Consider the following 23847-nt stretch of genomic DNA (forward strand, 5'->3'; position numbering starts at 1 on the left):
TTCGTGATTAATATAATATCTGTGAATGTATATTGTTCTTTGTTTTTCTGTCGCTATTACATCGCCATGTAATAGCGAGGGTGGAAATTAAACAGAAATTTAATTTATTGGTAGATCTGTCGCGTAATTGACTATGTGATAATTCAAAGGAGTTGGAATGAAAAGAACTGTCGTTGCCAGCATGATCGGATTGGCTCTATGTGCCGGGAGTGCATTATCAACCGTACAAGCCGCTGCGGATAAACGCCCTAACTTAGTCATCATTCTTGCAGATGATTTAGGTTATGGCGATCTGGCGACTTATGGCCATCGAATCGTTAAAACGCCTAATATCGACAAACTGGCTCAGGACGGGGTGAAATTTACCGATTATTATGCGCCAGCTCCTCTGTGTTCTCCCTCTCGAGCTGGGTTGCTTACTGGCCGAATGCCGTTTCGTACAGGGATTCGCTCCTGGATCCCTGAAGGCACTAATGTTGCGTTAGGTCGAAATGAACTGACTATTGCTAACTTGCTGAAGCAACAGGGCTACGATACGGCGATGATGGGTAAGCTGCATCTTAATGCTGGTGGCGACCGTACTGACCAACCACAGGCAAAAGATATGGGCTTTGACTATGGTCTGGTCAATGCTTCCGGCTTTGTGACCGATTCTACGTTGGATAATGCCAAAGAACGTCCACGCTATGGCACCGTGCATCCCACTGGGTTTGTGCGTAATGGCAAATCGATTGGCAGAGCGGACACCTATAGCGGTGAACTGGTCAGCTCCGAAGTTGTGAACTGGCTGGATAATAAGAAAGATGATAAACCGTTCTTTCTATATGTTGCGTTTACAGAGGTTCACAGCCCACTGGCTTCACCCCAAAAATACCTTGATATGTACTCGCAATACATGAGTGATTATCAAAAACAGCATCCGGATCTGTTCTATGGTGACTGGGCAGATAAACCGTGGCGCGGTACGGGAGAGTATTACGCTAACATCAGCTATATGGATGCTCAGGTCGGTAAAGTGATGGATAAGATCAAGGCGATGGGCGAAGAAGATAACACCATTGTCATCTTTACCAGCGATAACGGACCGGTAACCCGCGAGGCACGTAAAGTGTATGAGCTGAATCTGGCGGGTGAGACCGATGGCTTGCGTGGCCGTAAAGATAACTTGTGGGAAGGTGGGATCCGCGTTCCGGCAATCATCAAATATGGCAAACATATTCCACAAGGGATGGTCTCTGATACGCCGGTTTACGGTCTTGATTGGTTGCCGACGTTGGCCAACATGATGAATTTCAAACTCCCAACAGATCGTTCCTACGATGGGCAGTCTCTGGTGCCGCTGCTTGAGCAGAAAACGTTAAACCGTGAAAAACCGCTGATCTTCGGTATTGATATGCCATTCCAGGACGACCCTACCGATGAGTGGGCTATGCGTGATGGTGACTGGAAAATGATCATCGATCGTGAGAATAAGCCGAAGTATCTCTATAACCTGAAACAGGATCGGTTTGAAACGCTTAACTTGATTGGCAAACAGCCTGATATTGAAAAACAGATGTACGGTAAATTCCTGAAGTACAAAAAGGATATTGATAACGATTCATTGATGAAAGCTCGAGGCGAGAAACCGACTCCGGTCACCTGGGGCTAACCGGATAATAATAAAAATACAGTGTATGCCACTTAGGGCTATGCCCGCCTGGCTCAGCACTTTGGTGCTGGGCTGGGTTCTTTTATTTATGGACCTTCGCGATGTACAGGAAAAGTTGCCAGGTAATGATTAAGCCGACAGGGTCGGTATGCAATCTGGACTGTAAATACTGCTTTTACCTGGAGAAAGAAAAACTGTATCCAGACAGAAAAGGTAATTACAGGATGTCAGATTCCATGCTGGAATTATTCATCAAACAACACATTGCCGCACAGGATGTGGATGAAGTCATTTTTGCATGGCAAGGTGGAGAACCGACACTGATGGGGCGCGCATTTTATCAGCGAGCGGTTGAGTTTCAGCAACATTACGCGAGAGGGAAGAGCATTGTTAATACTTTCCAGACGAACGGTATTTTAATCGATGATGAATGGGCTGTTTTTTTCCGGCAGAATGATTTCCTGGTCGGGATCTCTGTTGATGGTGATGCCGCGCTACATGATGAATGGCGTGTGACTCGTTCGGGTAAACCGACGCACAGAAAAGTTGAACAGGCCATTGAATGTCTGGTACGCCATGGCGTCGAATTTAATACACTGACGGTTGTTAATCACACTAATATGCGTTTCCCACTGCAGGTCTATCAATACCTGAAAAGTATTGGCAGCCGATATATGCAATTTATCCCGCTCGTTGAACGATGCAGCGCTAGCGAGGATGGCAGGTTGGCACATCCTGATGATAAACAGATAACCATGATGCCGTGGTCTGTGGATTCCCTTGAGTTCGGCCACTTCCTCAATGCCATTTTTGATGTCTGGATCCGTGAGGACATTGGTAATATTGGCATACAACTCTTTGAGCAGACGCTTGGGGCCTGGTGTGGGCTACCTCCGCAAGTCTGCGTGTTTGCTCCCACATGCGGTAGTGCGTTCGCGATGGAAATGAACGGTGATGTCTATAACTGCGATCACTTTGTCTATCCACAGTACAAGTTGGGAAATATTCAGCATACGACGCTACGCGCAATGAACAATAGCGAGCAGAACCGGCAATTCGGCAATGATAAAAACCGTACAATGGCGCAAGAATGCTACTCCTGTCAGTGGCAATTTGCCTGTCATGGGGGATGCCCCAAACACCGTTTTTTACCTTCGGCCTCAGGGATGTTGAATCAGAACTATTTATGCGCTGGTTATCAGGCATTCTTTGCCCATACAGCATTGGCGATGGGGGCGATGAAGACGCTCTGTGAAAATAATATTTCACCCGCAGAGATAAAAACAATATTTGTATGACAGTAATATTCGCAGGGAGTGAATATGTTTTTCCAAATCAATGTCGATGCTTGTAAAACGCCTGAGTGCAAAAATATGGGTATCCTCAACAGCCCGGATTATTTGGTGCAAGGTAAGGACATTTTGTGCAGAGAATGTGGATTCTCATTCCCGGTCATTTCTGAACGTTCGCTCAATCTTTTCCGTCTGTCGGCTAACCTGCCCTGGAGAGGGCTAATTAAGGCTTGTCCTGGTTGTGGCAGTTCGTCATTGAAAAAGTACGGTTTTTCCGCCCAGGGAGAGGCCCGACTGTACTGTCTTCAGTGTCATAAAACCTTTGTTTTCCTTGGTCGGCATAAAGCGGATGTCCGCCAGGAAAGCCTTGCCAGACTTATCCTGGAAGGTGCCTCATTGGCAGATATCAGAACGACGCTTTCATTAGACAGCACAGGACTGAACCGTGCATTACAAAAATTATCTCGCAGCGTAAATCAATCCGAACGAGAATTCACATTTCCAGCATTCGATTTGGCCATGAGCACACGCGCTTTTCGGGTTAAATTTAACGGTGGCGACCACAGCCTGTATGTTCTGGTTACGGCAGAGGAAAACAGTGGTAGAGTTATTGCTGTGACAACCAATTATTCCACTCAGGCCGTAGAAGAAGAATATCAGTATATTTCTGACTATGAAGAACGCCTACCATCCGGCACGCTAGCGCATCTTGTCCAACGTAAAGAACTCATGACAATGCGACGAAACACATTATTTGATGTGGATTATGGTCCCGCCGCGTTGCACAAAAACGATCCCGGAATGTTGGTAAAACCCGTCCTCCCTGCATATCGACATTTTGAGTTGGTCAAAGAACTTACAGATGAACGAACCCTTAATGTTCAGCACTACATTGATCATGAATGTTTTATATTAGGGGGATGTATGATGGCGAATTTGAAATCTATTCGACAAAGCCGTTGTCATATCTCATTTGTAAGAGAAATGGGTGACTTGCCATCGGATGCAAACTTTCCCTATCGTGTATTTCGTAGCGGTGGAATACGTAATAATGTCTGGCGTTCTTTTTCGTCTCGCGGTTATGCTAAAGCCGTATGTAATCTAACAGGGAATAAAAAAACGAGTATGCTGCGTTATGCAACCCTAACCGGAGCAACAAAATTCATCCAGTTTTTACAGGTACATCCATTTTTCTTACAACTCAGTCGTTTGTCGCCAGCAAATGTCACAATGGTATTGAATTACTTAAAGTTTGAATATAACAAAAACATCACACTATAACATATTTTCCATTGATAGTAATTGATGCCTTTTTATTATCTGATTGATGATTTTCCATGTATTTGTTTTATTGTTCCGCTGTGGAACGGTGAAATGAATACAATGGAGATTTATAATGGAAAATATTCCTGCGCAGAATCTTAAGTTACCGACTCCTCGCCCGGCAGTGAATCAGGGTATCGACACTAATAATGAGATAGTTCTCAGTCATACAGCTATTTACCAAGATTGTCTGGCGCAGATCACTGACGAGAATACACTAGATAATGCACTTATTATTCTCAATCCTTATGGCACCGCTCCCTTAAGTGCTTATGCCGGTGTTTGGAGCGATGAAGTACGCACCATTACGTTAAACATTCAGGATTTGGCGCAAAATGCGATGTTGATTACCCAAGAGGTTACGTTGAGTGTGGGGGAAAATTTGCTGCCTGTACTGGGTCTGGTGGCTGATACCGATAACCAACTTACCCTATTGGTTGACGAGGAGGTCAATGCGACTTACACGATTGCAACTCAACCTTTGCCTGAAACAGATTCTGCAGATGTGCAGCTTGGGTTCCCCATTGTTAATGTGACGCAATCAGCGACTGACACAGATATGCTTGCGCCGGGCTGTTATTTTATTACACATTTCGATCGTTATAATTACGCTCTGGATCAGGATGGCGTGGTGCGCTGGTATGTTACACAAGACTTCCCATCCTTCAATTTGGTTCGTGTGGATAATGGTCATTTCCTGGCAACCTCAGAAGCCAAAAATACCTATCTGGATATGTATGAGTTTGACATGATGGGGCGGCTGTATACATTTTATATGTTGGACAACCAGTTCCACCATTCAATTTGGCAGTGGGACAGTAATACTATTGTTGCGCCCTCTGAATATACTTCTGGTCGCCCTGATTCGCTGAAAACGAATGAGGATGGCGTATCTGTGGTTGATCTTTCAACGGGACAGGAGATTGCTTATTACGATATGGCAACGATTCTGGATACCTCCCGTACAGCGCGTCCAACAGGGACCGCTCCAGGTGAAGACGCGACCGTTCAGGACTGGCTGCATATCAACCAGAGCTATGTTAATGAAACGAATAATTTGCTAATTGCCTCAGGACGCCATCAGAGTGCTGTTTTTGGTATCGATCTGGAAACTGAAGCGCTGCAGTTTATTATGTCCACGCATGAGGATTGGACAGAGGATTATCAGCCTTATCTTCTTACTCCTGTCGACAGCGAAGGCATTCCTCTTTACGACCTCAGTAATCAAGATGATGTGGATGCTGCAAACCGAGATTTTTGGTCGTGGGGGCAGCATAACGTGGTTGAGGTGGCTAATGACGAACCGGGAATTGTTGAGTTTATGGTCTTTGACAACGGTAACTTTCGCTCCCGTGAAGACAGTAAAAGTCTTCTCCCGCCAGATAACTACAGCCAGGTTGTGCATTTCATCGTTGATCTGAATTTGATGACGGTTATGCGTCCTTTCGCGTATGGGAAAGAGTTGGGATCTCGCGGTTATAGCAGCTGTGTGAGCGCTAAAGAAGTACAGCAAAACGGGAATATTGTGGTGCATTTTGGCGACTGTACGTTTGATGAAAATGGACTCGCTATTTCTTGCCAGCCGGGAGACAGTGATATTGATGACCCACGAGCGGGAAGTGAAGCAATGGGTAACTTGCTCCTGCAGGAGATCGATCCAGAGACGAAGTCGGTGCTTTTTGAAGCGACGATGACCTCCGGTTACTATAAGAGTGAAGACGTTAATGGCGCAGGTTATCGCTATGACATCACCAGTTTCCGTGTGTACAAAATGAATCTCTATGCTTAAGTGTGTGTTTTACGCTCCAGCGTGAATTTTTCTCAGCCCAACGAACAGTTGGGCTTTTTTGTTCGTAAAAACCGATCTATTCATCATGAATAATCTAATATTAACGATGAATTATGCGGAGTAAGATAGTAATTACGAAGTATTCACCCAATAGAGAGAATAAAAGTGAAACATCTACATCGTTTTTTTAGTAGCGACGCCTCGGGCGGCATAATTCTGATCATCGCTGCAGCGGTAGCCATGTTGATGGCCAATATCGGGGTCACCAGTGGATGGTACCACGCCTTTCTGGAGACGCCTGTTCAACTGCGGGTTGGCGCGCTTGAGATCAACAAAAATATGCTGTTGTGGATCAACGATGCCTTGATGGCGGTGTTTTTCCTGCTGATCGGTCTGGAAGTGAAGCGTGAGCTGATGCAGGGATCGCTTGCCAGTTTGCGTCAGGCAGCGTTCCCGATCATTGCGGCGATTGGCGGCATGATTGTCCCGGCGTTGCTGTATCTGGCATTTAACTATGCCGATCCCGTCACTCGTGAAGGGTGGGCTATCCCTGCCGCAACGGATATCGCTTTTGCGTTAGGCGTGCTGGCGCTGCTGGGCAGTCGTGTCCCGCTGGCGCTGAAAATCTTCCTGATGGCGCTGGCGATTATTGATGACCTCGGCGCCATTGTGATTATTGCATTGTTCTACACCAGCGATCTTTCACTGCTTTCGTTGGGGGTTGCCGCTCTGGCCATTGTTATTCTGGCTGCGTTGAATCTGTGTGGTGTAAGGCGGACGGGGATTTACATTCTGGTCGGCGTGGTGCTGTGGACTGCGGTACTGAAATCTGGCGTGCATGCGACTCTGGCCGGGGTGATTGTGGGCTTCTTCATTCCGTTAAAGGAAAAACATGGGCGCTCACCGGCGAAGCGTCTGGAGCACGTCCTGCATCCGTGGGTGGCTTACCTGATTCTGCCACTGTTCGCTTTTGCTAATGCAGGTGTTTCGCTGCAGGGCGTTACGCTGGATGGATTGACCTCGATTCTGCCGCTGGGAATTATCGCTGGCCTGCTCATCGGTAAGCCGCTGGGGATTAGCCTGTTCTGCTGGCTGGCGCTTCGCCTGAAGTTGGCACAGCTGCCAGAAGGCACGAATTTCCAGCAGATCATGGCGGTAGGTATTCTGTGCGGCATTGGTTTCACCATGTCGATTTTCATTGCCAGCCTGGCGTTCGGCAGCGTTGATCCAGAGCTGATTAACTGGGCAAAACTGGGGATTCTGATCGGTTCTTTGCTGTCGGCAGTGATCGGCTATTGCTGGTTACGCACTCGATTGAACGTGTCAGCCTGATCGGCTGACGCTTTTGTGACAATTTTCAGGGAGAGAGTATGTCTCATATCAATTACAACCACCTGTATTACTTCTGGCATGTGTATAAGGAAGGTTCGGTGGTTGGTGCAGCAGAAGCGCTTTATCTGACGCCACAGACCATTACCGGGCAGATTAAAGCGCTTGAGGAACGCTTACAGGGAAAACTGTTCAAGCGTAAGGGGCGCGGACTGGAGCCCAGTGAACTGGGAGAATTAGTCTTTCGCTATGCGGATAAAATGTTCACGTTAAGCCAGGAGATGCTGGATATCGTGAACTATCGCAAAGAGTCTAATTTATTGTTCGATGTCGGTGTGGCGGATGCGTTGTCTAAACAGCTGGTCAGCAGTGTGCTGGATGCCGCTGTGGTGGAAGATGAACAAATCCACCTGCGCTGCTTTGAATCTACGCACGAGATGCTGCTAGAGCAGCTCAGTCAGCACAAGCTGGATATGATTATCTCAGATTGTCCGATTGATTCGACGCAGCAGGAAGGTCTGTTCTCGGTGAAAATAGGCGAGTGCTGTGTCAGTTTTTGGTGCACGAATCCCTTACCTGAGAAGCCATTTCCGGCCTGTCTTGAAGAGCGGCGATTGCTGATTCCAGGCCGTCGTTCAATGCTGGGGCGTAAGTTGCTGAACTGGATTAACTCTCAGGGGCTGAATGTTGAAATCCTCGGGGAGTTTGATGATGCCGCATTGATGAAAGCCTTCGGTGCCACGCACAATGCTATTTTCGTTGCCCCAACGCTCTATTCGAACAATTTCTATGCCGATGATTCGATTGTGGAGATTGGACGTGTGGAGAATGTGATGGAGGAATACCATGCCATTTTTGCGGAGAGAATGATCCAGCACCCGGCGGTGCAGCGTATTTGTAATGCGGACTATTCCGCGCTCTTTACGCCAGTGAGCAAATAAGCAGACATAAAAAAACCCGCTTACGCGGGTTTTTTCACAAAGCGACAACAAGCAGACGATTAAGCCAGTTTGTTGATCTGTGCAGTCAGGTTTGCTTTATGACGTGCAGCTTTGTTTTTGTGGATCAGACCTTTAGCAGCCTGACGGTCCACGATTGGTTGCATTTCGTTAAATGCTTTCAGTGCAGTAGCTTTGTCGCCAGCTTCGATAGCTGCGTATACTTTCTTGATGAAAGTACGCATCATAGAGCGACGGCTAGCGTTGTGCTTGCGGGCCTTTTCAGACTGAACGGCGCGCTTCTTAGCTGATTTGATATTAGCCAAGGTCCAACTCCCAAATGTGTTCTATATGGACAATTCAAAGGCCGAGGAATATGCCCTTTTAGCCTTCTTTTGTCAATGGATTTGTGCAAATAAGCGCCGTTTAAATTGCAGCACTCGTTGCGTAGTGATGGCGCAGGATTCTACCAGCTTGCGTGGCGTGAATACAGCTTTTCGATGAGAAAAATTGAATTGGTTTACCGGTGAAGGGCATCAATTTGTTTCATAACAATGAAAACAATCTTCTTTCTGTTTCGAGGAAACAATCGCCGGTTAACCTTGACCGCTGTACAGGGTATACTTTCACGATTTTCACTGTTTTGAGCCAGACATGAAGCTGATACGAGGCATACATAATCTCAGTCAGGCCCCGCATGGGTGTGTGCTGACTATTGGTAATTTCGACGGCGTGCACCGTGGCCACCGTGCCTTGTTGCAGGGCTTGCAGGAAGAAGGGCGCAAACGCGGTCTGCCAGTGATGGTGATGATTTTCGAGCCACAGCCGCTGGAACTGTTTGCGACGGATAAGTCACCTGCGCGACTTACCCGCCTGCGGGAAAAACTGCGTTATCTGGCCGAATGCGGCGTGGATTACGTGCTGTGCGTGCGTTTTGACAGGCGTTTCGCCGCATTAACGGCACAGACCTTTATCAGCGACCTGCTGGTGAAGCGCCTTGGTGTACAATTTCTTGCTGTTGGTGATGATTTCCGCTTTGGCGCTAGCCGCGCGGGCGATTTCTTGTTATTACAGGAAGCGGGCGCTGAGTATGGTTTTGATATCACCAGTACCCAAACCTTCTGTGAAGGCGGTGTGCGGATCAGCAGCACCGCTGTGCGTCAGGCGCTGGCAGACGATAACCTGCAACTGGCCGAAAGTTTGCTTGGACACCCTTTTACCATTTCAGGACGCGTCGTACATGGCGATGAACTGGGGCGAACTATCGGTTTCCCGACGGCAAATTTACCGCTGCGTCGCCAGGTTTCCCCAGTGAAAGGGGTATATGCGGTTGAAGTGATGGGATTGGGTGAAAAGCCTTTTCCCGGCGTAGCTAACATTGGCACCCGTCCGACGGTTGCCGGTGTACGTCAGCAGTTGGAAGTGCATCTACTGGATGTTGCAATGGACCTCTACGGTCGCCATATAGATGTAGTACTGCGTAAAAAGATACGCAACGAACAGCGATTTGCTTCGCTGGATGAACTAAAAGCGCAGATTGCGCGTGATGAGTTAACTGCCCGCGATTTTTTTGGGCTAACAAAACCGGCTTAATGCCTATACGAGTTTTAAATACGGAACCGAGAATCTGATGAGTGACTATAAATCAACCCTGAATTTGCCGGAAACAGGGTTCCCGATGCGCGGCGATCTCGCCAAGCGTGAACCGGGAATGCTGGCGCGTTGGACTGATGATGACCTGTACGGCATCATTCGTGCGGCCAAAAAAGGCAAAAAAACCTTCATTCTGCATGATGGCCCTCCTTATGCGAATGGCAGCATTCATATTGGTCACTCGGTTAACAAGATTCTGAAAGACATTATCGTGAAGTCCAAAGGACTCACGGGTTATGACTCGCCTTACGTTCCGGGCTGGGACTGCCACGGTCTGCCTATCGAGCTGAAAGTGGAGCAGGAATACGGTAAACCCGGTGAGAAGTTCACCGCTGCGGAGTTCCGTGCTAAGTGCCGCGAATATGCTGCAACGCAGGTTGACGGTCAGCGTAAAGACTTTATTCGTCTTGGCGTGCTGGGCGACTGGTCGCATCCGTATCTGACCATGGACTTCAAAACTGAAGCCAACATTATTCGTGCGTTGGGCAAAATCATCGGTAACGGCCACCTGCATAAAGGCGCGAAACCCGTGCACTGGTGCGTTGACTGTCGTTCTGCGCTGGCGGAAGCGGAAGTTGAGTATTATGACAAAACGTCTCCATCTATCGACGTTGCGTTCCATGCGGCCGACCCGGACGCAGTAAAAGCAAAATTTGGCGTCTCTGATGTCAATGGCCCAATCTCTCTGGTTATCTGGACCACCACCCCGTGGACGTTACCGGCTAACCGTGCGATCTCTCTGGCACCTGACTTTGACTATGCGCTGGTACAGATGGACGGCCAGGCGGTAATTCTGGCAAAAGATCTGGTTGAAAGCGTCATGCAGCGTATTGGCGCGGCTGAATACACTATCCTTGGCACCGTAAAAGGCGCTGAGCTGGAACTGCTGCGCTTTACCCATCCGTTTATGGGCTTTGACGTGCCGGCTATCCTTGGCGATCACGTTACGCTGGATGCGGGTACCGGTGCGGTCCATACCGCTGGCGGCCACGGCCCGGATGACTACGTCATCAGCCAGAAATACGGTCTGGAAATCGCTAACCCGGTTGGCCCGGACGGCGCATACCTGGCGGGCACCTACCCGGAACTCGATGGTGTGAACGTCTTTAAAGCTAACGACAAAATTGTTGCGCTGCTGAGTGAAAAAGGCGCGCTGCTGCACGTTGAGAAGATGCAGCACAGCTATCCATGCTGCTGGCGTCACAAGTCGCCGATCATCTTCCGCGCAACTCCGCAGTGGTTCGTCAGCATGGATCAGAAAGGCCTGCGCGCGCAGTCGCTGAAAGAGATCAAAGGCGTACAGTGGATCCCTGACTGGGGCCAGGCGCGTATTGAATCGATGGTTGCTAACCGTCCTGACTGGTGTATCTCCCGTCAGCGTACGTGGGGCGTGCCGATGTCTCTGTTTGTCCACAAAGACACCGAAGAGCTGCACCCGCGCGCTATCGAACTGATGGAAGAAGTTGCCAAACGTGTTGAGGTAGACGGTATCCAGGCGTGGTGGGATCTCGACCCGAAAGATATCCTCGGCGATGAAGCTGATCAGTACGTCAAAGTACCGGATACGCTGGACGTGTGGTTTGACTCCGGTTCAACCCATTCATCCGTCGTTGACGTGCGTCCTGAGTTTGCAGGCCATGCGGCAGATATGTATCTGGAAGGCTCTGACCAGCACCGTGGTTGGTTCATGTCTTCTTTGATGATCTCCACCGCCATGAAAGGCAAAGCGCCTTACCGCCAGGTACTGACTCATGGTTTCACCGTTGATGGTCAGGGCCGTAAGATGTCCAAGTCTATCGGTAACACTGTTTCTCCGCAGGATGTGATGAACAAACTGGGCGCGGATATTCTGCGTCTGTGGGTGGCATCGACCGACTATACCGGTGAAATGGCTGTTTCCGATGAAATTCTGAAACGTGCCGCTGACAGCTATCGTCGTATCCGTAACACCGCGCGCTTCCTGCTGGCGAACCTGAACGGGTTCGATCCGGTGAAAGACATGGTGAAACCGGAAGATATGGTGGTACTGGACAGGTGGGCGGTAGGTTGTGCGCAAGCGGCTCAGGAAGAGATCCTGAAAGCTTACGAAGCCTATGACTTCCACGAAGTGGTACAGCGTCTGATGCGCTTCTGCTCCGTAGAAATGGGGTCGTTCTACCTTGATATCATCAAAGACCGTCAGTACACCGCGAAAGCAGACAGCGTGGCGCGTCGTAGCTGCCAGACTGCGCTGTTCCATATTGCGGAAGCGCTGGTTCGTTGGATGGCACCGATCATGTCCTTCACCGCAGACGAAATCTGGGGTTACCTGCCGGGTTCCCGCGAGAAATACGTCTTCACTGGTGAATGGTACGACGGTCTGTTTGGCTTAGGCGAAACCGAAGCCATGAACGACGCATTCTGGGACGAGCTGCTGAAAGTACGTGGCGAAGTGAACAAGGTTATCGAGCAGGCGCGTGCGGATAAGAAAGTCGGCGGTTCTCTGGAAGCGGCAGTGACCCTGTACGCCGAACCTGAACTGGCGGCGAAACTGACCGCACTAGGCGAAGAGTTGCGTTTTGTCCTGTTGACCTCCGGTGCGACTGTTGCGGATTATGCCGCAGCACCTGCTGATGCTCAGCAGAGCGAATTGCTCAAAGGGCTGAAGATCGTACTGAGTAAAGCCGAAGGTGAGAAGTGCCCGCGCTGCTGGCATTACACCACCGACGTCGGCCAGGTGGCGGAACACGCAGATATCTGCGGACGCTGTGTCAGCAACATCGCCGGTGATGGCGAACAACGTAAGTTTGCCTGATGAGTAAGCCTCTTTGTTCAACAGGGCTACGCTGGCTGTGGCTGGTGGTAGCCGTGCTGATTATTGACTTAGGCAGCAAATACCTGATCCTCCAGAACTTTGCTCTGGGGGATACGGTGTCGCTGTTCCCGTCGCTTAATCTGCACTATGCACGTAACTACGGTGCGGCGTTCAGCTTCTTAGCCGATAGCGGTGGCTGGCAGCGTTGGTTCTTTGCCGGCATTGCCATCGGTATTTGCGTCATCCTGATGGTGATGATGTATCGCTCGAAGGCGACGCAGAAGCTGAATAACATCGCGTATGCGTTAATCATTGGCGGTGCGCTGGGCAACTTGTTCGACCGCCTGTGGCACGGCTTTGTGGTTGATATGATTGACTTTTACGTCGGAGACTGGCATTTCGCGACCTTCAACCTGGCAGATACGGCGATTTGTATCGGCGCGGCGTTGATTGTTCTTGAAGGCTTCTTACCGTCGAAAGAGAAAAAAGCCGCATAAAAAATGCCGGATGGCGCTATGCTAATCCGGCCTACAATATACTGCGATCCTTGTAGGCCCGGTAAGCGTAGCGCCACCGGGCAAACAGTCGGCAGCAATTTTAAAGAGCAACCTGCATGTCTAAATCAGTACAGAGTAACAGTGCGGTGCTGGTGCACTTCACCCTCAAGCTCGACGATGGCTCCACCGCAGAGTCAACCCGCAATAACGGCAAGCCTGCGCTGTTTCGCCTGGGCGATGGTTCTCTGTCTGAAGGACTGGAGCAGCACCTGCTGGGGTTAAGAGAGGGCGATAAAACCACGTTCTCCCTGGAACCGGATGCGGCCTTTGGCATCACCAGCCCGGACTTAATTCAGTATTTCTCGCGTCGGGAATTTATGGACGCGGGTGAGCCAGAAATTGGCGCAATCATGCTCTTTACCGCAATGGACGGCAGTGAGATGCCAGGTGTTATCCGCGAAATCAACGGTGATTCGATCACGGTTGATTTCAACCATCCGCTGGCTGGGCATACCGTTCATTTTGATATTGAAGTGCTGGAAGTCGAACCAGTACTGGAGGCGTAAAATGCAGATCCTGTTGGCCAACCCGCGCGGTTTCTGCGCTGGCGTAGACCGCGCTATCAGCATTGTAGAAAACGCGCTGGCTATTTACGGCGCGCCGATTTATGTCCGTCACGAAGTGGTGCATAACCGCTACGTGGTGGATAGCCTGCGTGAGCGCGGCGCTATTTTTATTGAGCAAATCAGTGAAGTGCCAGACGGCTCAATTTTGATTTTCTCAGCCCACGGCGTATCTCAGGCAGTGCGTAACGAAGCCAAAGGCCGCGACCTTACAGTTTTTGATGCGACCTGTCCGTTGGTGACCAAGGTGCACATGGAAGTCGCCCGGGCCAGCCGTCGCGGCGAAGAGTCGATCCTGATCGGTCACGCCGGGCACCCGGAAGTTGAAGGTACGATGGGCCAATACAGCAACCCGCAAGGGGGGATGTATCTGGTTGAATCACCGGAAGATGTGCTGAAACTGGACGTGAAAAATGAAGGTAAACTTTCCTTCATGACGCAGACCACGCTCTCCGTTGACGATACTTCGGATGTCATCGACGCGCTGCGCCAACGCTTCCCGAAAATCGTCGGGCCGCGAAAAGACGATATCTGCTATGCCACCACTAACCGTCAGGAAGCGGTACGTGCGCTGGCGGAGCTGGCGGATGTTGTGTTGGTTGTCGGCTCGAAAAACTCGTCTAACTCTAACCGTCTGGCTGAACTGGCGCAGCGGATGGGGAAAGCCGCGTATCTGATTGATGATGCGACTGATATCCAGGAAGAGTGGGTGAAAGCCGCGAAATGTGTGGGCGTAACGGCCGGTGCTTCGGCACCCGATATTCTGGTTCAGAATGTGATTGCTCGTCTGCAGGAGTTGGGCGGTGGAGAAGCTATCCCGCTTGAAGGCCGTGAAGAGAATATCGTTTTCGAAGTGCCTAAAGAACTGCGTGTGGATGTTCGTGAAGTAGAGTAAGTCTTTCACGTCACGATTATGCGAAGATGCCAGACTTAACGTCTGGCATTTTTTTTGGAGAAACCATGCGCTTACCGATCATTCTTGATACCGATCCCGGCATTGATGATGCCGCTGCAATTGCCGCTGCGTTGTTTGCCCCTGAGTTGGATCTACAACTAATGACCACGGTAGCAGGCAATGTTTCGGTGGAAAAAACCACCCGTAACGCATTGCAGTTGCTGCATTTCTGGAATGCGGATATTCCCCTGGCGCAGGGCGCATCCATGCCGCTGGTGCGCCCGTTGCGCGATGCTGCTTCTGTACACGGGGAGTCCGGCATGGAAGGGTACGAATTTGTCGAGCACGACCGCCAGCCGCTGGCAAAACCTGCTTTTCAGGCTATCCGTGACGCGTTGATGCATGCCCCACAACCGGTGACGTTGGTCGCCATTGGCCCCTTAACGAATATTGCGTTGCTCCTCACTCATTATCCTGAGTGTACCTTCAATATTCACCGCCTGGTGATTATGGGCGGTTCGGCTGGGCGCGGGAACTTCACGCCAAACGCTGAGTTTAATATTGCTATCGACCCGGAAGCGGCAGCGAAAGTATTCCAGAGTGGGCTGGAGATTGTAATGTGCGGGCTGGACGTGACCAACCAGGCCATGCTTGCGCCGGATTATCTGGCGACGTTACCAGGGCTTAATCAGACCGGAAAAATGCTGCATGCGCTGTTCAGTCATTACCGTAGCGGTAGCATGAATACGGGGCTGCGAATGCACGACCTCTGTGCGATTGCCTGGCTGGTGCGCCCGGATCTCTTTACGCTCAAGCCCTGTTTTGTCGCCGTTGAAACGCAGGGGGAATATACCGCTGGTACAACGGTAGTAGATATCGAAGGGCGGCTGGGGCAACCCGCTAATGCCCAGGTGGCACTGGGGCTGAACGTTGAGGGATTCCAGCAGTGGGTGGCGCACGTTCTGGCACTGGCCCCCTGATTTCCACGCTATATAACGATATGACGCTGCTTATTCTGTGGCGTCATGCCTTTTACTGATATCTTTCCCTGTTTATCATTAAATTCTAATTATCGACGTTTTCGGCTGGCGGCGCAGCGATACGCTGGTTAATCTGAAAACGATTTACGTAAAATTAACAAAAGAGAATAGCTATGCATGATGCACAAATCCGCGTTGCCATCGCGGGAGTCGGAGGACGCATGGGGCGTCAGTTGATTCAGGCCACGCTGGGTATGGATGGCGTACAGCTTGGTGCGGCGCTGGAACGTGAAGGCTCTTCCTTACTGGGTAGCGATGCCGGGGAACTGGCGGGCGCAGGAAAGACGGGCGTGACCGTGCAAAGCAGCCTTGAAGCGATAAAAGATGATTTTGATGTTTTTATCGATTTTACCCGTCCTGAAGGTACGCTGACACATCTGGCGTTTTGTCGCCAGCACGGCAAAGGCATGGTAATTGGTACCACAGGTTTTGATGATGCGGGAAAACAGGCTATTCACGATGCCGCACAGGATATTGGCATCGTCTTCGCCGCTAACTTTAGCGTCGGCGTTAACGTCATGCTGAAGTTGCTGGAGAAAGCCGCGAAAGTCATGGGTGACTATACCGACATTGAAATTATTGAAGCTCACCACCGCCATAAAGTGGATGCGCCGTCTGGTACCGCGCTGGCGATGGGGGAGGCGATAGCCGGGGCACTGGATAAAGATTTAAAAGACTGTGCCGTCTATGCGCGTGAAGGTTATACCGGTGAACGTGTGCCGGGCACTATCGGTTTTGCTACGGTGCGTGCGGGAGATATCGTTGGGGAACATACCGCGATGTTTGCTGATATTGGTGAGCGCATCGAGATTACGCATAAAGCCTCCAGTCGTATGACATTCGCCAACGGTGCTGTGAGATCGGCGATTTGGCTGAAATCTAAATCAAATGGTCTTTTTGATATGCGAGATGTGCTTGATTTACGCAATTTGTAAGGTTTATTACCCTTCGTGATGTGGTTATTGTAGTCGTAATTATTTGATTACATAGGGCAATATTTTATTGCCCTTTATTTTATCTGTTTAGTGTTGTTTTTAAATCGAGTTTCTTGTTTTTATAAGTTTTATTGCCTTTTTTTGTTGGTTAAATGTAAATTTTGACCATTTGGTCTGCTTTTTATCTCTTGTTTCTGAGATTTGATACTCTTCCTGCTCCGCAAGCGTTTTCTACTCTAAGTTAGTTGATCTTTTTGATGCCTGGAGGCGGGTTAATTCGTCAATGGCGCAAAATAATAATAAAAATTGTCCTTTTGGGTAGACTTTTACGTGGGCTATCTCTAGAATGCCGCCGTTTGCCAGAAATCCATAGGTAAGCAAATTTGCATTGATTCATGGTGTGTTAATGAATTAATATGCAAATAAAGTGAGTGAATATTCTCTGGAGGGTGTTTTGATTAAGTCAGCGCTATTGGTTCTGGAAGACGGAACCCAGTTTCACGGTCGGGCCATAGGGGCAACAGGTTCGGCGGTTGGGGAAGTCGTTTTCAATACTTCAATGACCGGTTATCAAGAAATCCTCACTGATCCTTCCTATTCCCGCCAAATCGTCACTCTTACTTATCCTCATATCGGTAATGTCGGCACCAATGAAGCCGATGCAGAATCTTCTCAGGTACATGCGCAAGGCCTGGTCATTCGCGACCTGCCGCTGATTGCCAGCAACTTCCGCGATACTGAAGACCTTTCTTCTTACCTGAAGCGCCATAACATCGTGGCGATTGCCGATATCGATACCCGTAAGCTGACGCGCCTGCTGCGTGAGAAGGGCGCACAGAACGGCTGCATTATTGCGGGTGACAACCCGGATGCGGCACTGGCGCTGGAAAAAGCCAAAGCATTTCCGGGCCTGAACGGTATGGATCTGGCGAAAGAAGTGACCACTGCGGAGCCGTATAGTTGGACGCAGGGTAGCTGGACGCTGGCAGGTGACTTACCGGAAGCAAAATCTGCTGATGAACTCCCGTTCCACGTTGTGGCTTATGATTTTGGTGCCAAGCGCAACATTCTGCGTATGTTAGCGGATCGCGGCTGTCGCCTGACGGTAGTACCGGCGCAGACCTCTGCAGAAGAGGTCCTGAAGATGAATCCGGACGGTATCTTCTTGTCCAACGGTCCTGGCGACCCGGCGCCGTGCGATTACGCGATTACCGCGATTCAGAAATTCCTCGAAACCGATATTCCGGTATTTGGCATCTGCCTCGGTCATCAACTGCTGGCGCTGGCGAGCGGTGCAAAAACCATCAAGATGAAGTTTGGCCACCACGGCGGCAACCATCCGGTGAAAGATATTGATAACAATACCGTGATGATCACCGCGCAGAACCACGGTTTTGCGGTTGATGAGGCCTCCATGCCTGCCAACCTGCGCGTGACCCACAAGTCACTGTTCGACGGCACCCTGCAGGGGATTCATCGTACCGATAAACCGGCATTCAGCTTCCAGGGACACCCGGAGGCGAGCCCAGGTCCGCACGACGCTGCGCCGTTGTTTGACCACTTTATCGAGCTTATTGAGCAATACCGTCAGTCCGCGAAATAATCAGGAGTATAAGAGCCATGCCAAAACGTACAGACATAAAAAGTATCCTGATTCTGGGCGCGGGTCCGATTGTAATCGGTCAGGCGTGTGAGTTTGACTATTCCGGTGCGCAGGCGTGTAAAGCGCTGCGTGAAGAGGGTTACCGCGTCATTCTGGTGAACTCCAACCCGGCAACCATCATGACCGACCCGGAAATGGCCGATGCAACCTATATCGAGCCTATTCACTGGGAAGTGGTACGCAAAATTATCGAAAAAGAGCGCCCGGATGCGGTGCTGCCGACCATGGGCGGCCAGACGGCGCTGAACTGTGCGCTGGAACTGGAACGCCAGGGCGTACTGGCTGAGTTCGGCGTGACCATGATTGGCGCGACGGCAGATGCCATTGATAAAGCAGAAGATCGTCGTCGCTTCGACATCGCGATGAAAAAAATCGGCCTCGACACCGCGCGTTCAGGCATCGCCCACACCATGGAAGAAGCGTTGGCGGTTGCCGCTGATGTTGGCTTCCCGTGCATTATCCGTCCCAGCTTCACCATGGGCGGCACCGGCGGCGGTATCGCCTATAACCGCGAAGAGTTCGAAGAAATCTGCGAACGCGGTCTGGATCTTTCCCCAACCAACGAGCTGCTGATTGATGAATCACTGATTGGCTGGAAAGAGTACGAGATGGAAGTGGTGCGTGATAAAAACGACAACTGCATCATCGTCTGCTCCATCGAAAACTTCGACGCGATGGGCATCCATACCGGTGACTCCATCACCGTAGCACCTGCCCAGACGCTGACCGACAAAGAATATCAAATCATGCGTAACGCCTCGATGGCTGTACTGCGTGAAATCGGCGTTGAAACCGGTGGTTCCAACGTGCAATTTGCGGTGAATCCGAAAAATGGTCGCCTGATTGTCATCGAAATGAACCCGCGCGTTTCCCGCTCTTCAGCGCTGGCGTCTAAAGCAACAGGCTTCCCGATTGCGAAAGTAGCGGCGAAACTGGCGGTGGGTTACACCCTCGATGAGCTGGTGAACGACATCACTGGCGGTCGTACTCCGGCATCTTTCGAGCCGTCCATCGACTACGTTGTGACGAAGATTCCACGTTTTAACTTCGAGAAATTTGCGGGCGCAAACGACCGTCTGACTACCCAGATGAAATCTGTTGGTGAAGTGATGGCGATTGGCCGCACCCAGCAGGAATCACTGCAGAAAGCGCTGCGTGGCCTGGAAGTGGGCGCGACCGGTTTTGACCCGAAAGTAAGCCTGGATGACCCGGAAGCACTGACTAAAATCCGCCGTGAGCTGAAAGACGCAGGCGCTGAGCGTATCTGGTACATCGCTGATGCGTTCCGTGCTGGCCTGTCCGTCGATGGTGTGTTCAACCTGACCAACATTGACCGCTGGTTCCTGGTGCAGATTGAAGAACTGGTGCGTCTGGAAGAAAAAGTGGCAGACGTGGGCATTAACGGCCTCGACGCTGACTTCCTGCGTATGCTTAAACGCAAAGGCTTCGCCGATGCGCGTCTGGCTAAACTGGCTGGCGTGCGCGAAGCAGAAATTCGCAAACTGCGTGAACAGTATAAGCTGCACCCGGTTTACAAGCGCGTTGACACCTGTGCCGCAGAATTTGCTACCGATACTGCTTACATGTACTCCACGTATGAAGAAGAGTGTGAAGCGAATCCGTCCGTAGACCGCGATAAAATTATGGTTCTGGGTGGTGGTCCGAACCGTATCGGCCAGGGGATTGAATTCGACTACTGCTGTGTACACGCTTCATTGGCGCTGCGTGAAGACGGTTACGAGACCATCATGGTCAACTGTAACCCGGAAACCGTTTCAACCGACTACGACACGTCTGACCGTCTGTACTTCGAGCCGGTGACGCTGGAAGATGTGCTGGAAATCGTGCGTATCGAGAAGCCGAAAGGCGTTATCGTTCAGTACGGTGGTCAGACTCCGCTGAAACTGGCTCGTGCGCTGGAAGCTGCAGGTGTTCCGGTTATCGGTACCAGCCCGGATGCGATTGACCGTGCCGAAGACCGTGAACGTTTCCAGCAGGCGGTTGACCGTCTGAAGCTGAAGCAACCGGCCAACGCCACCGTAACCGCTATCGAGCAAGCTGTTGAGAAAGCAAAAGAAATCGGTTATCCGTTGGTGGTGCGTCCGTCCTACGTTCTCGGCGGCCGCGCGATGGAAATTGTCTACGACGAAGCCGACCTGCGTCGTTACTTCCAGACGGCAGTTAGCGTGTCCAACGACGCGCCAGTGCTGCTGGACCGCTTCCTCGACGATGCGGTAGAAGTTGACGTGGATGCTATTTGTGACGGTGAAATGGTGCTGATTGGCGGCATTATGGAACACATCGAACAGGCGGGTGTGCACTCTGGTGACTCCGCATGTTCTCTGCCTGCTTATACGCTGAGTCAGGAAATTCAGGACGTCATGCGTCAACAGGTGCAGAAACTGGCCTTCGAACTGCAGGTGCGTGGCCTGATGAACGTCCAGTTTGCCGTGAAGAACAACGAAGTTTACCTGATTGAAGTTAACCCACGTGCAGCGCGTACTGTACCGTTCGTCTCTAAAGCCACTGGTGTACCGCTGGCGAAAGTGGCGGCACGTGTGATGGCGGGTAAAACATTGGCACAGCAGGGCGTAACCAAAGAAATTATCCCGCCGTACTACTCCGTGAAAGAAGTGGTGCTGCCGTTCAACAAATTCCCAGGTGTTGACCCGCTGTTAGGGCCAGAAATGCGCTCTACCGGTGAAGTCATGGGCGTGGGGCGTACCTTTGCCGAAGCGTTCGCTAAGGCACAGTTGGGCAGCAGTTCTACCATGAAAAAACAGGGCCGTGCGCTGCTCTCCGTACGTGAAGGCGATAAAGAACGTGTAGTAGACCTGGCGGCGAAACTGTTGAAGTTTGGTTTCGAGCTGGATGCTACACACGGCACGGCGATTGTGCTGGGTGAAGCGGGTATTAATCCACGTTTGGTAAACAAAGTGCATGAAGGCCGTCCGCACATTCAGGACCGTATCAAGAATGGCGAATACACCTACATCATCAACACCACTGAAGGTCGTCAGGCGATTGAGGACTCCAAGCTGATTCGCCGCAGTGCGCTGCAGTATAAGGTGCATTACGACACAACGCTGAACGGCGGTTTTGCCACGGCGATGGCGCTGAATGCAGATGCGACCGAGAAGGTGACTTCTGTCCAGGAAATGCACGCGCAGATCAAAAAGTCATAAAAAATAGGTTCGGTGATAATTGCGTTAACCTGACCTGCAATATAATTTTGAAAGGGTTTCTGTAAAGAAACCCTTTTTTAAATTCGAGTAAGGTCATTCCTGGCCAAATGCACTTTCATAACCACATTTTCAATGTAATAAGCACGATATAGCTCACACTAATCAACATTCAAGTCGCATACTATCCTTTATATCCACAATTTTAATATGGCTTAGTTTTTATTAATTTGGACAGGCCGTAGCCAGATTTTTAATTTGTGAAATGGTGTGCTTATGTGTGAAAAATATGTTGAAAGACCGCTTTATTTGTTAATTGCTGACTGGATGATGGCTGAGGATCGTTGGATCACTGCAAAGGAAATTTCCCGCCATTTTGATATTGAACACTGCAAAGCGATTAATACGCTCTCCTATATTCTGTCCGAAGTGGGGGAAATCGTTTGTGAAGTTAAGATGATCCCTAACCAGATTGCCGGTCGGGGCTGTCAGTGCCAGCGACTGGTGAAAGTTGTGAGTATTGATTCTCATCTTTACAGCAGGTTGAATCACAATTTGCAGGAAAAAAAGGTGAGCATGGCGAAAACGCCGCGCCTGTCAGCGGTTCCTCCAACAGAACTTAACCGTGAGCAGAAATGGCAAATGATGCTCTCCAAGAGTATGCGTCGCTAATGATCAGTTTGCCTGATGGCGGTACAAACGGTGATTGACGCGTAGGCCGGATTAGCGTGAGCGCATCCGGCATCAATTACTGTGCTGATTTCGGCTTCACATCCGTCGTGCCTTTCAGGCGCGGTCGGTTTTTTTCGACCTGCGTTAGTGGCTGCGTTTCGTGTAAGCCAGTCTGACAGCGAATGGCAAGATCCTGATACTCTTTGGTGTTCAGCCGTTTCCAGTGTAGTTCCTGATCGGTGACTTCGCGCAGTACGCGAGCCGGTGAGCCAACCAGCATCTGTCTTGCCTCCCCCTGAAATCCGGCTTTGACAAAGCTCATGGCGGCAACAATGCTCTCTTCGCCAATCACTGCGCCGTCCATAATGACGCTGTTCATGCCAATCAAAGCATCCCGACCGACCACGCAGCCATGTAAAATAGCGCCATGGCCGATGTGTCCATTCTCATGCACGATGGTATCGGTGTCGCAATAGCCGTGCATGATACAGCCATCCTGCAGATTAGAGCCTGCCTCGAGGATCAGACGACCATAATCACCACGCAGTGACGCGTGCGGGCCTATATACACACCGGCCCCCACAATGACATCGCCAATCAGCACGGCGCTGGGGTGGACATACGCATCCGGGTGTACGACCGGAATCAGTCCTTCAAAGGCGTAATAGCTCATGGTTGTTCCTCGCTTTTTTGCCGGATGGCGCTTATCGGGCTGAGATGCCGTGTTCGTAGGCCGGATAAGGCGTTTATACCGCTATCCGGCATGTCTTGATTAACGGCCCTTCCACACCGGATCGCGTTTTTCCGCAAATGCCTGTGGCCCTTCCAGCGCATCTTCAGAGTGCAGGACAGCCGGATAGTGTTTCAGTACGCCGCTACGGATGTAACGGTAGCCTTCTTCCACCGGCATTTCGCTGGTCGCACGGTAAATCTCTTTCAGCGCGGCGATAGCCAGCGGGGCGCTATTAACCAGTTGTTGCGCCAGTTCGCGGGCGCTGTTCATCAATTCACTCTGGCTAACGACACGGTTCACAATCCCCCAACGCAGCGCTTCTTCGGCGCTCATGCGTCTGCCGGTCATCACCATTTCGTTGACGATAGCCGGCGGCAGCAGTTTCGGCAGACGCAGTACGCCGCCACTGTCCGGCACGATACCGAGTTTTGCTTCCGGCAGGGCGAAGCTGGCGTTCTCTGCGCAGACGATAAAATCGGCCGCCAGCGCCAGTTCGAAACCACCACCAAATGCATAGCCGTTTACCGCAGCGATGACCGGTTTATCGAGATCGAATATTTCGGTTAAACCGGCAAAGCCGCCTGGGCCAAAATCGGCATCAGGTGCTTCACCTTCCGCTGCGGCTTTTAAGTCCCAACCTGCGGAAAAAAACTTCTCACCGCCACCAGTGATGATGGCGACGCGTAATTCAGGATCGTCACGGAAATTAAGAAAAACTTCGCCCATTTTAAAGCTGGTTTTGGCGTCAATGGCATTTGCTTTGGGCCTGTCCAGCGTAATTTCCAGAATCGGGCCATTGCGGGTCAGATGTAATGATTCACTCATGGTTCATCTCCAG

At 50.6% G+C, this 23847-nt stretch carries 19 protein-coding genes and 1 pseudogene; 17 read left to right on the plus strand and 3 right to left on the minus strand.

Features of this window, described 5'->3' with window-relative positions; translation table 11 throughout:
• Positions 1-157: 157 nt before the first annotated feature.
• From NNN64_RS03145 to nhaR, 6 genes are all read left to right on the plus strand, one after another.
• Positions 158-1651, plus strand: a complete 1494-nt coding sequence (locus tag NNN64_RS03145) for a sulfatase family protein (RefSeq protein WP_271440447.1) — start codon at positions 158-160, stop codon at positions 1649-1651.
• A 101-nt stretch (positions 1652-1752) separates the two neighbouring features.
• Positions 1753-2949 (plus strand): anaerobic sulfatase maturase, encoded by a 1197-nt coding sequence (locus NNN64_RS03150; protein ID WP_271440448.1) that lies wholly within the window; start codon positions 1753-1755, stop codon positions 2947-2949.
• A 24-nt stretch (positions 2950-2973) separates the two neighbouring features.
• Entirely contained in the window at positions 2974-4224 is a 1251-nt protein-coding gene (locus tag NNN64_RS03155; RefSeq protein ID WP_271440449.1) for an IS1/IS1595 family N-terminal zinc-binding domain-containing protein, read from the plus strand.
• A gap of 115 nt (positions 4225-4339) precedes the next feature.
• Positions 4340-6055: an aryl-sulfate sulfotransferase gene (locus NNN64_RS03160; protein ID WP_271440450.1), complete on the plus strand. Its 1716-nt coding sequence runs from the start codon at positions 4340-4342 to the stop codon at positions 6053-6055.
• A gap of 165 nt (positions 6056-6220) precedes the next feature.
• Positions 6221-7387: a Na+/H+ antiporter NhaA gene (gene nhaA, locus NNN64_RS03165; RefSeq protein WP_271440451.1), complete on the plus strand. Its 1167-nt coding sequence runs from the start codon at positions 6221-6223 to the stop codon at positions 7385-7387.
• A gap of 38 nt (positions 7388-7425) precedes the next feature.
• The gene (nhaR, locus tag NNN64_RS03170) at positions 7426-8325 is read left to right on the plus strand and encodes a transcriptional activator NhaR (RefSeq protein WP_137383775.1); all 900 of its coding nucleotides are present in this window, start codon (positions 7426-7428) and stop codon (positions 8323-8325) included.
• A 59-nt stretch (positions 8326-8384) separates the two neighbouring features.
• Here nhaR and rpsT read toward each other — a convergent pair whose 3' ends face one another.
• Positions 8385-8648 carry a 30S ribosomal protein S20 gene (gene rpsT / locus NNN64_RS03175; RefSeq protein WP_003018940.1) on the minus strand — a complete coding sequence of 88 codons (264 nt, stop codon included), beginning with the start codon at positions 8646-8648 and terminating at the stop codon, positions 8385-8387.
• Positions 8649-8753: 105 nt separating this feature from the next.
• Here rpsT and NNN64_RS03180 point away from each other — a divergent pair.
• The 11 genes and pseudogenes from NNN64_RS03180 to caiF all read left to right on the plus strand — a co-directional run bounded on the left by NNN64_RS03180 (position 8754) and on the right by caiF (position 22276).
• A pseudogene (locus NNN64_RS03180) lies at positions 8754-8969 on the plus strand (DUF2575 domain-containing protein).
• A 7-nt stretch (positions 8970-8976) separates the two neighbouring features.
• Positions 8977-9915: a bifunctional riboflavin kinase/FAD synthetase gene (ribF, locus tag NNN64_RS03185; protein ID WP_271440452.1), complete on the plus strand. Its 939-nt coding sequence runs from the start codon at positions 8977-8979 to the stop codon at positions 9913-9915.
• Positions 9916-9952: 37 nt separating this feature from the next.
• A complete protein-coding gene (gene ileS, locus NNN64_RS03190; protein WP_271440453.1) occupies positions 9953-12769 on the plus strand; it encodes an isoleucine--tRNA ligase in 2817 nt (938 codons plus the stop codon).
• Positions 12769-13266, plus strand: a complete 498-nt coding sequence (gene lspA / locus NNN64_RS03195) for a signal peptidase II (RefSeq protein WP_048212740.1) — start codon at positions 12769-12771, stop codon at positions 13264-13266. Before ileS ends, lspA begins: the two co-directional genes overlap by 1 nt.
• A gap of 116 nt (positions 13267-13382) precedes the next feature.
• The gene (gene fkpB / locus NNN64_RS03200; protein WP_271440454.1) at positions 13383-13832 is read left to right on the plus strand and encodes an FKBP-type peptidyl-prolyl cis-trans isomerase; all 450 of its coding nucleotides are present in this window, start codon (positions 13383-13385) and stop codon (positions 13830-13832) included.
• A gap of 1 nt (position 13833) precedes the next feature.
• Positions 13834-14784: a 4-hydroxy-3-methylbut-2-enyl diphosphate reductase gene (gene ispH, locus NNN64_RS03205; protein ID WP_271440455.1), complete on the plus strand. Its 951-nt coding sequence runs from the start codon at positions 13834-13836 to the stop codon at positions 14782-14784.
• 65 nt (positions 14785-14849) lie between these two features.
• On the plus strand, positions 14850-15764 hold the full coding sequence (gene rihC, locus NNN64_RS03210) for a ribonucleoside hydrolase RihC (RefSeq protein ID WP_271440456.1): 915 nt from the start codon (positions 14850-14852) through the stop codon (positions 15762-15764).
• A gap of 173 nt (positions 15765-15937) precedes the next feature.
• Positions 15938-16759, plus strand: coding sequence for a 4-hydroxy-tetrahydrodipicolinate reductase (gene dapB / locus NNN64_RS03215; protein WP_271440457.1), 822 nt, complete (start codon positions 15938-15940; stop codon positions 16757-16759).
• Between the two features lie 454 nt (positions 16760-17213).
• The gene (gene carA / locus NNN64_RS03220; RefSeq protein WP_271440458.1) at positions 17214-18362 is read left to right on the plus strand and encodes a glutamine-hydrolyzing carbamoyl-phosphate synthase small subunit; all 1149 of its coding nucleotides are present in this window, start codon (positions 17214-17216) and stop codon (positions 18360-18362) included.
• Positions 18363-18379: 17 nt separating this feature from the next.
• A complete protein-coding gene (carB, locus tag NNN64_RS03225) occupies positions 18380-21607 on the plus strand; it encodes a carbamoyl-phosphate synthase large subunit (protein WP_271440459.1) in 3228 nt (1075 codons plus the stop codon).
• A gap of 273 nt (positions 21608-21880) precedes the next feature.
• Complete coding sequence (gene caiF / locus NNN64_RS03230; RefSeq protein WP_003829705.1) at positions 21881-22276, plus strand: carnitine metabolism transcriptional regulator CaiF; 396 nt, start codon at positions 21881-21883, stop codon at positions 22274-22276.
• 76 nt (positions 22277-22352) lie between these two features.
• Here the strand turns inward: caiF and caiE are convergent, their stop codons facing one another.
• Positions 22353-22949 carry a carnitine operon protein CaiE gene (gene caiE / locus NNN64_RS03235; RefSeq protein WP_271440460.1) on the minus strand — a complete coding sequence of 199 codons (597 nt, stop codon included), beginning with the start codon at positions 22947-22949 and terminating at the stop codon, positions 22353-22355.
• Positions 22950-23048: 99 nt separating this feature from the next.
• Complete coding sequence (caiD, locus tag NNN64_RS03240) at positions 23049-23834, minus strand: crotonobetainyl-CoA hydratase (protein WP_271440461.1); 786 nt, start codon at positions 23832-23834, stop codon at positions 23049-23051.
• Positions 23835-23847 lie beyond the last annotated feature (13 nt).

Origin of the sequence: Citrobacter sp. Igbk 14, from assembly GCF_028069825.1 — a bacterium.
Lineage (GTDB): Bacteria > Pseudomonadota > Gammaproteobacteria > Enterobacterales > Enterobacteriaceae > Citrobacter.

Excerpts from the sequence above, each read along its gene's own strand:
- nhaR (WP_137383775.1), top strand. The coding sequence starts at position 7,426 with ATGTCTCATATCAATTACAACCACCTGTATTACTTCTGGCATGTGTAT.
- ileS (WP_271440453.1), top strand. The coding sequence starts at position 9,953 with ATGAGTGACTATAAATCAACCCTGAATTTGCCGGAAACAGGGTTCCCG.
- dapB (WP_271440457.1), top strand. The coding sequence starts at position 15,938 with ATGCATGATGCACAAATCCGCGTTGCCATCGCGGGAGTCGGAGGACGC.
- caiE (WP_271440460.1), bottom strand. The coding sequence starts at position 22,949 with ATGAGCTATTACGCCTTTGAAGGACTGATTCCGGTCGTACACCCGGAT.
- ribF (WP_271440452.1), top strand. The coding sequence starts at position 8,977 with ATGAAGCTGATACGAGGCATACATAATCTCAGTCAGGCCCCGCATGGG.
- fkpB (WP_271440454.1), top strand. The coding sequence starts at position 13,383 with ATGTCTAAATCAGTACAGAGTAACAGTGCGGTGCTGGTGCACTTCACC.
- carB (WP_271440459.1), top strand. The coding sequence starts at position 18,380 with ATGCCAAAACGTACAGACATAAAAAGTATCCTGATTCTGGGCGCGGGT.
- rihC (WP_271440456.1), top strand. The coding sequence starts at position 14,850 with ATGCGCTTACCGATCATTCTTGATACCGATCCCGGCATTGATGATGCC.
- caiD (WP_271440461.1), bottom strand. The coding sequence starts at position 23,834 with ATGAGTGAATCATTACATCTGACCCGCAATGGCCCGATTCTGGAAATT.
- caiF (WP_003829705.1), top strand. The coding sequence starts at position 21,881 with ATGTGTGAAAAATATGTTGAAAGACCGCTTTATTTGTTAATTGCTGAC.
- lspA (WP_048212740.1), top strand. The coding sequence starts at position 12,769 with ATGAGTAAGCCTCTTTGTTCAACAGGGCTACGCTGGCTGTGGCTGGTG.
- ispH (WP_271440455.1), top strand. The coding sequence starts at position 13,834 with ATGCAGATCCTGTTGGCCAACCCGCGCGGTTTCTGCGCTGGCGTAGAC.
- NNN64_RS03145 (WP_271440447.1), top strand. The coding sequence starts at position 158 with ATGAAAAGAACTGTCGTTGCCAGCATGATCGGATTGGCTCTATGTGCC.
- NNN64_RS03160 (WP_271440450.1), top strand. The coding sequence starts at position 4,340 with ATGGAAAATATTCCTGCGCAGAATCTTAAGTTACCGACTCCTCGCCCG.
- NNN64_RS03150 (WP_271440448.1), top strand. The coding sequence starts at position 1,753 with ATGTACAGGAAAAGTTGCCAGGTAATGATTAAGCCGACAGGGTCGGTA.
- NNN64_RS03155 (WP_271440449.1), top strand. The coding sequence starts at position 2,974 with ATGTTTTTCCAAATCAATGTCGATGCTTGTAAAACGCCTGAGTGCAAA.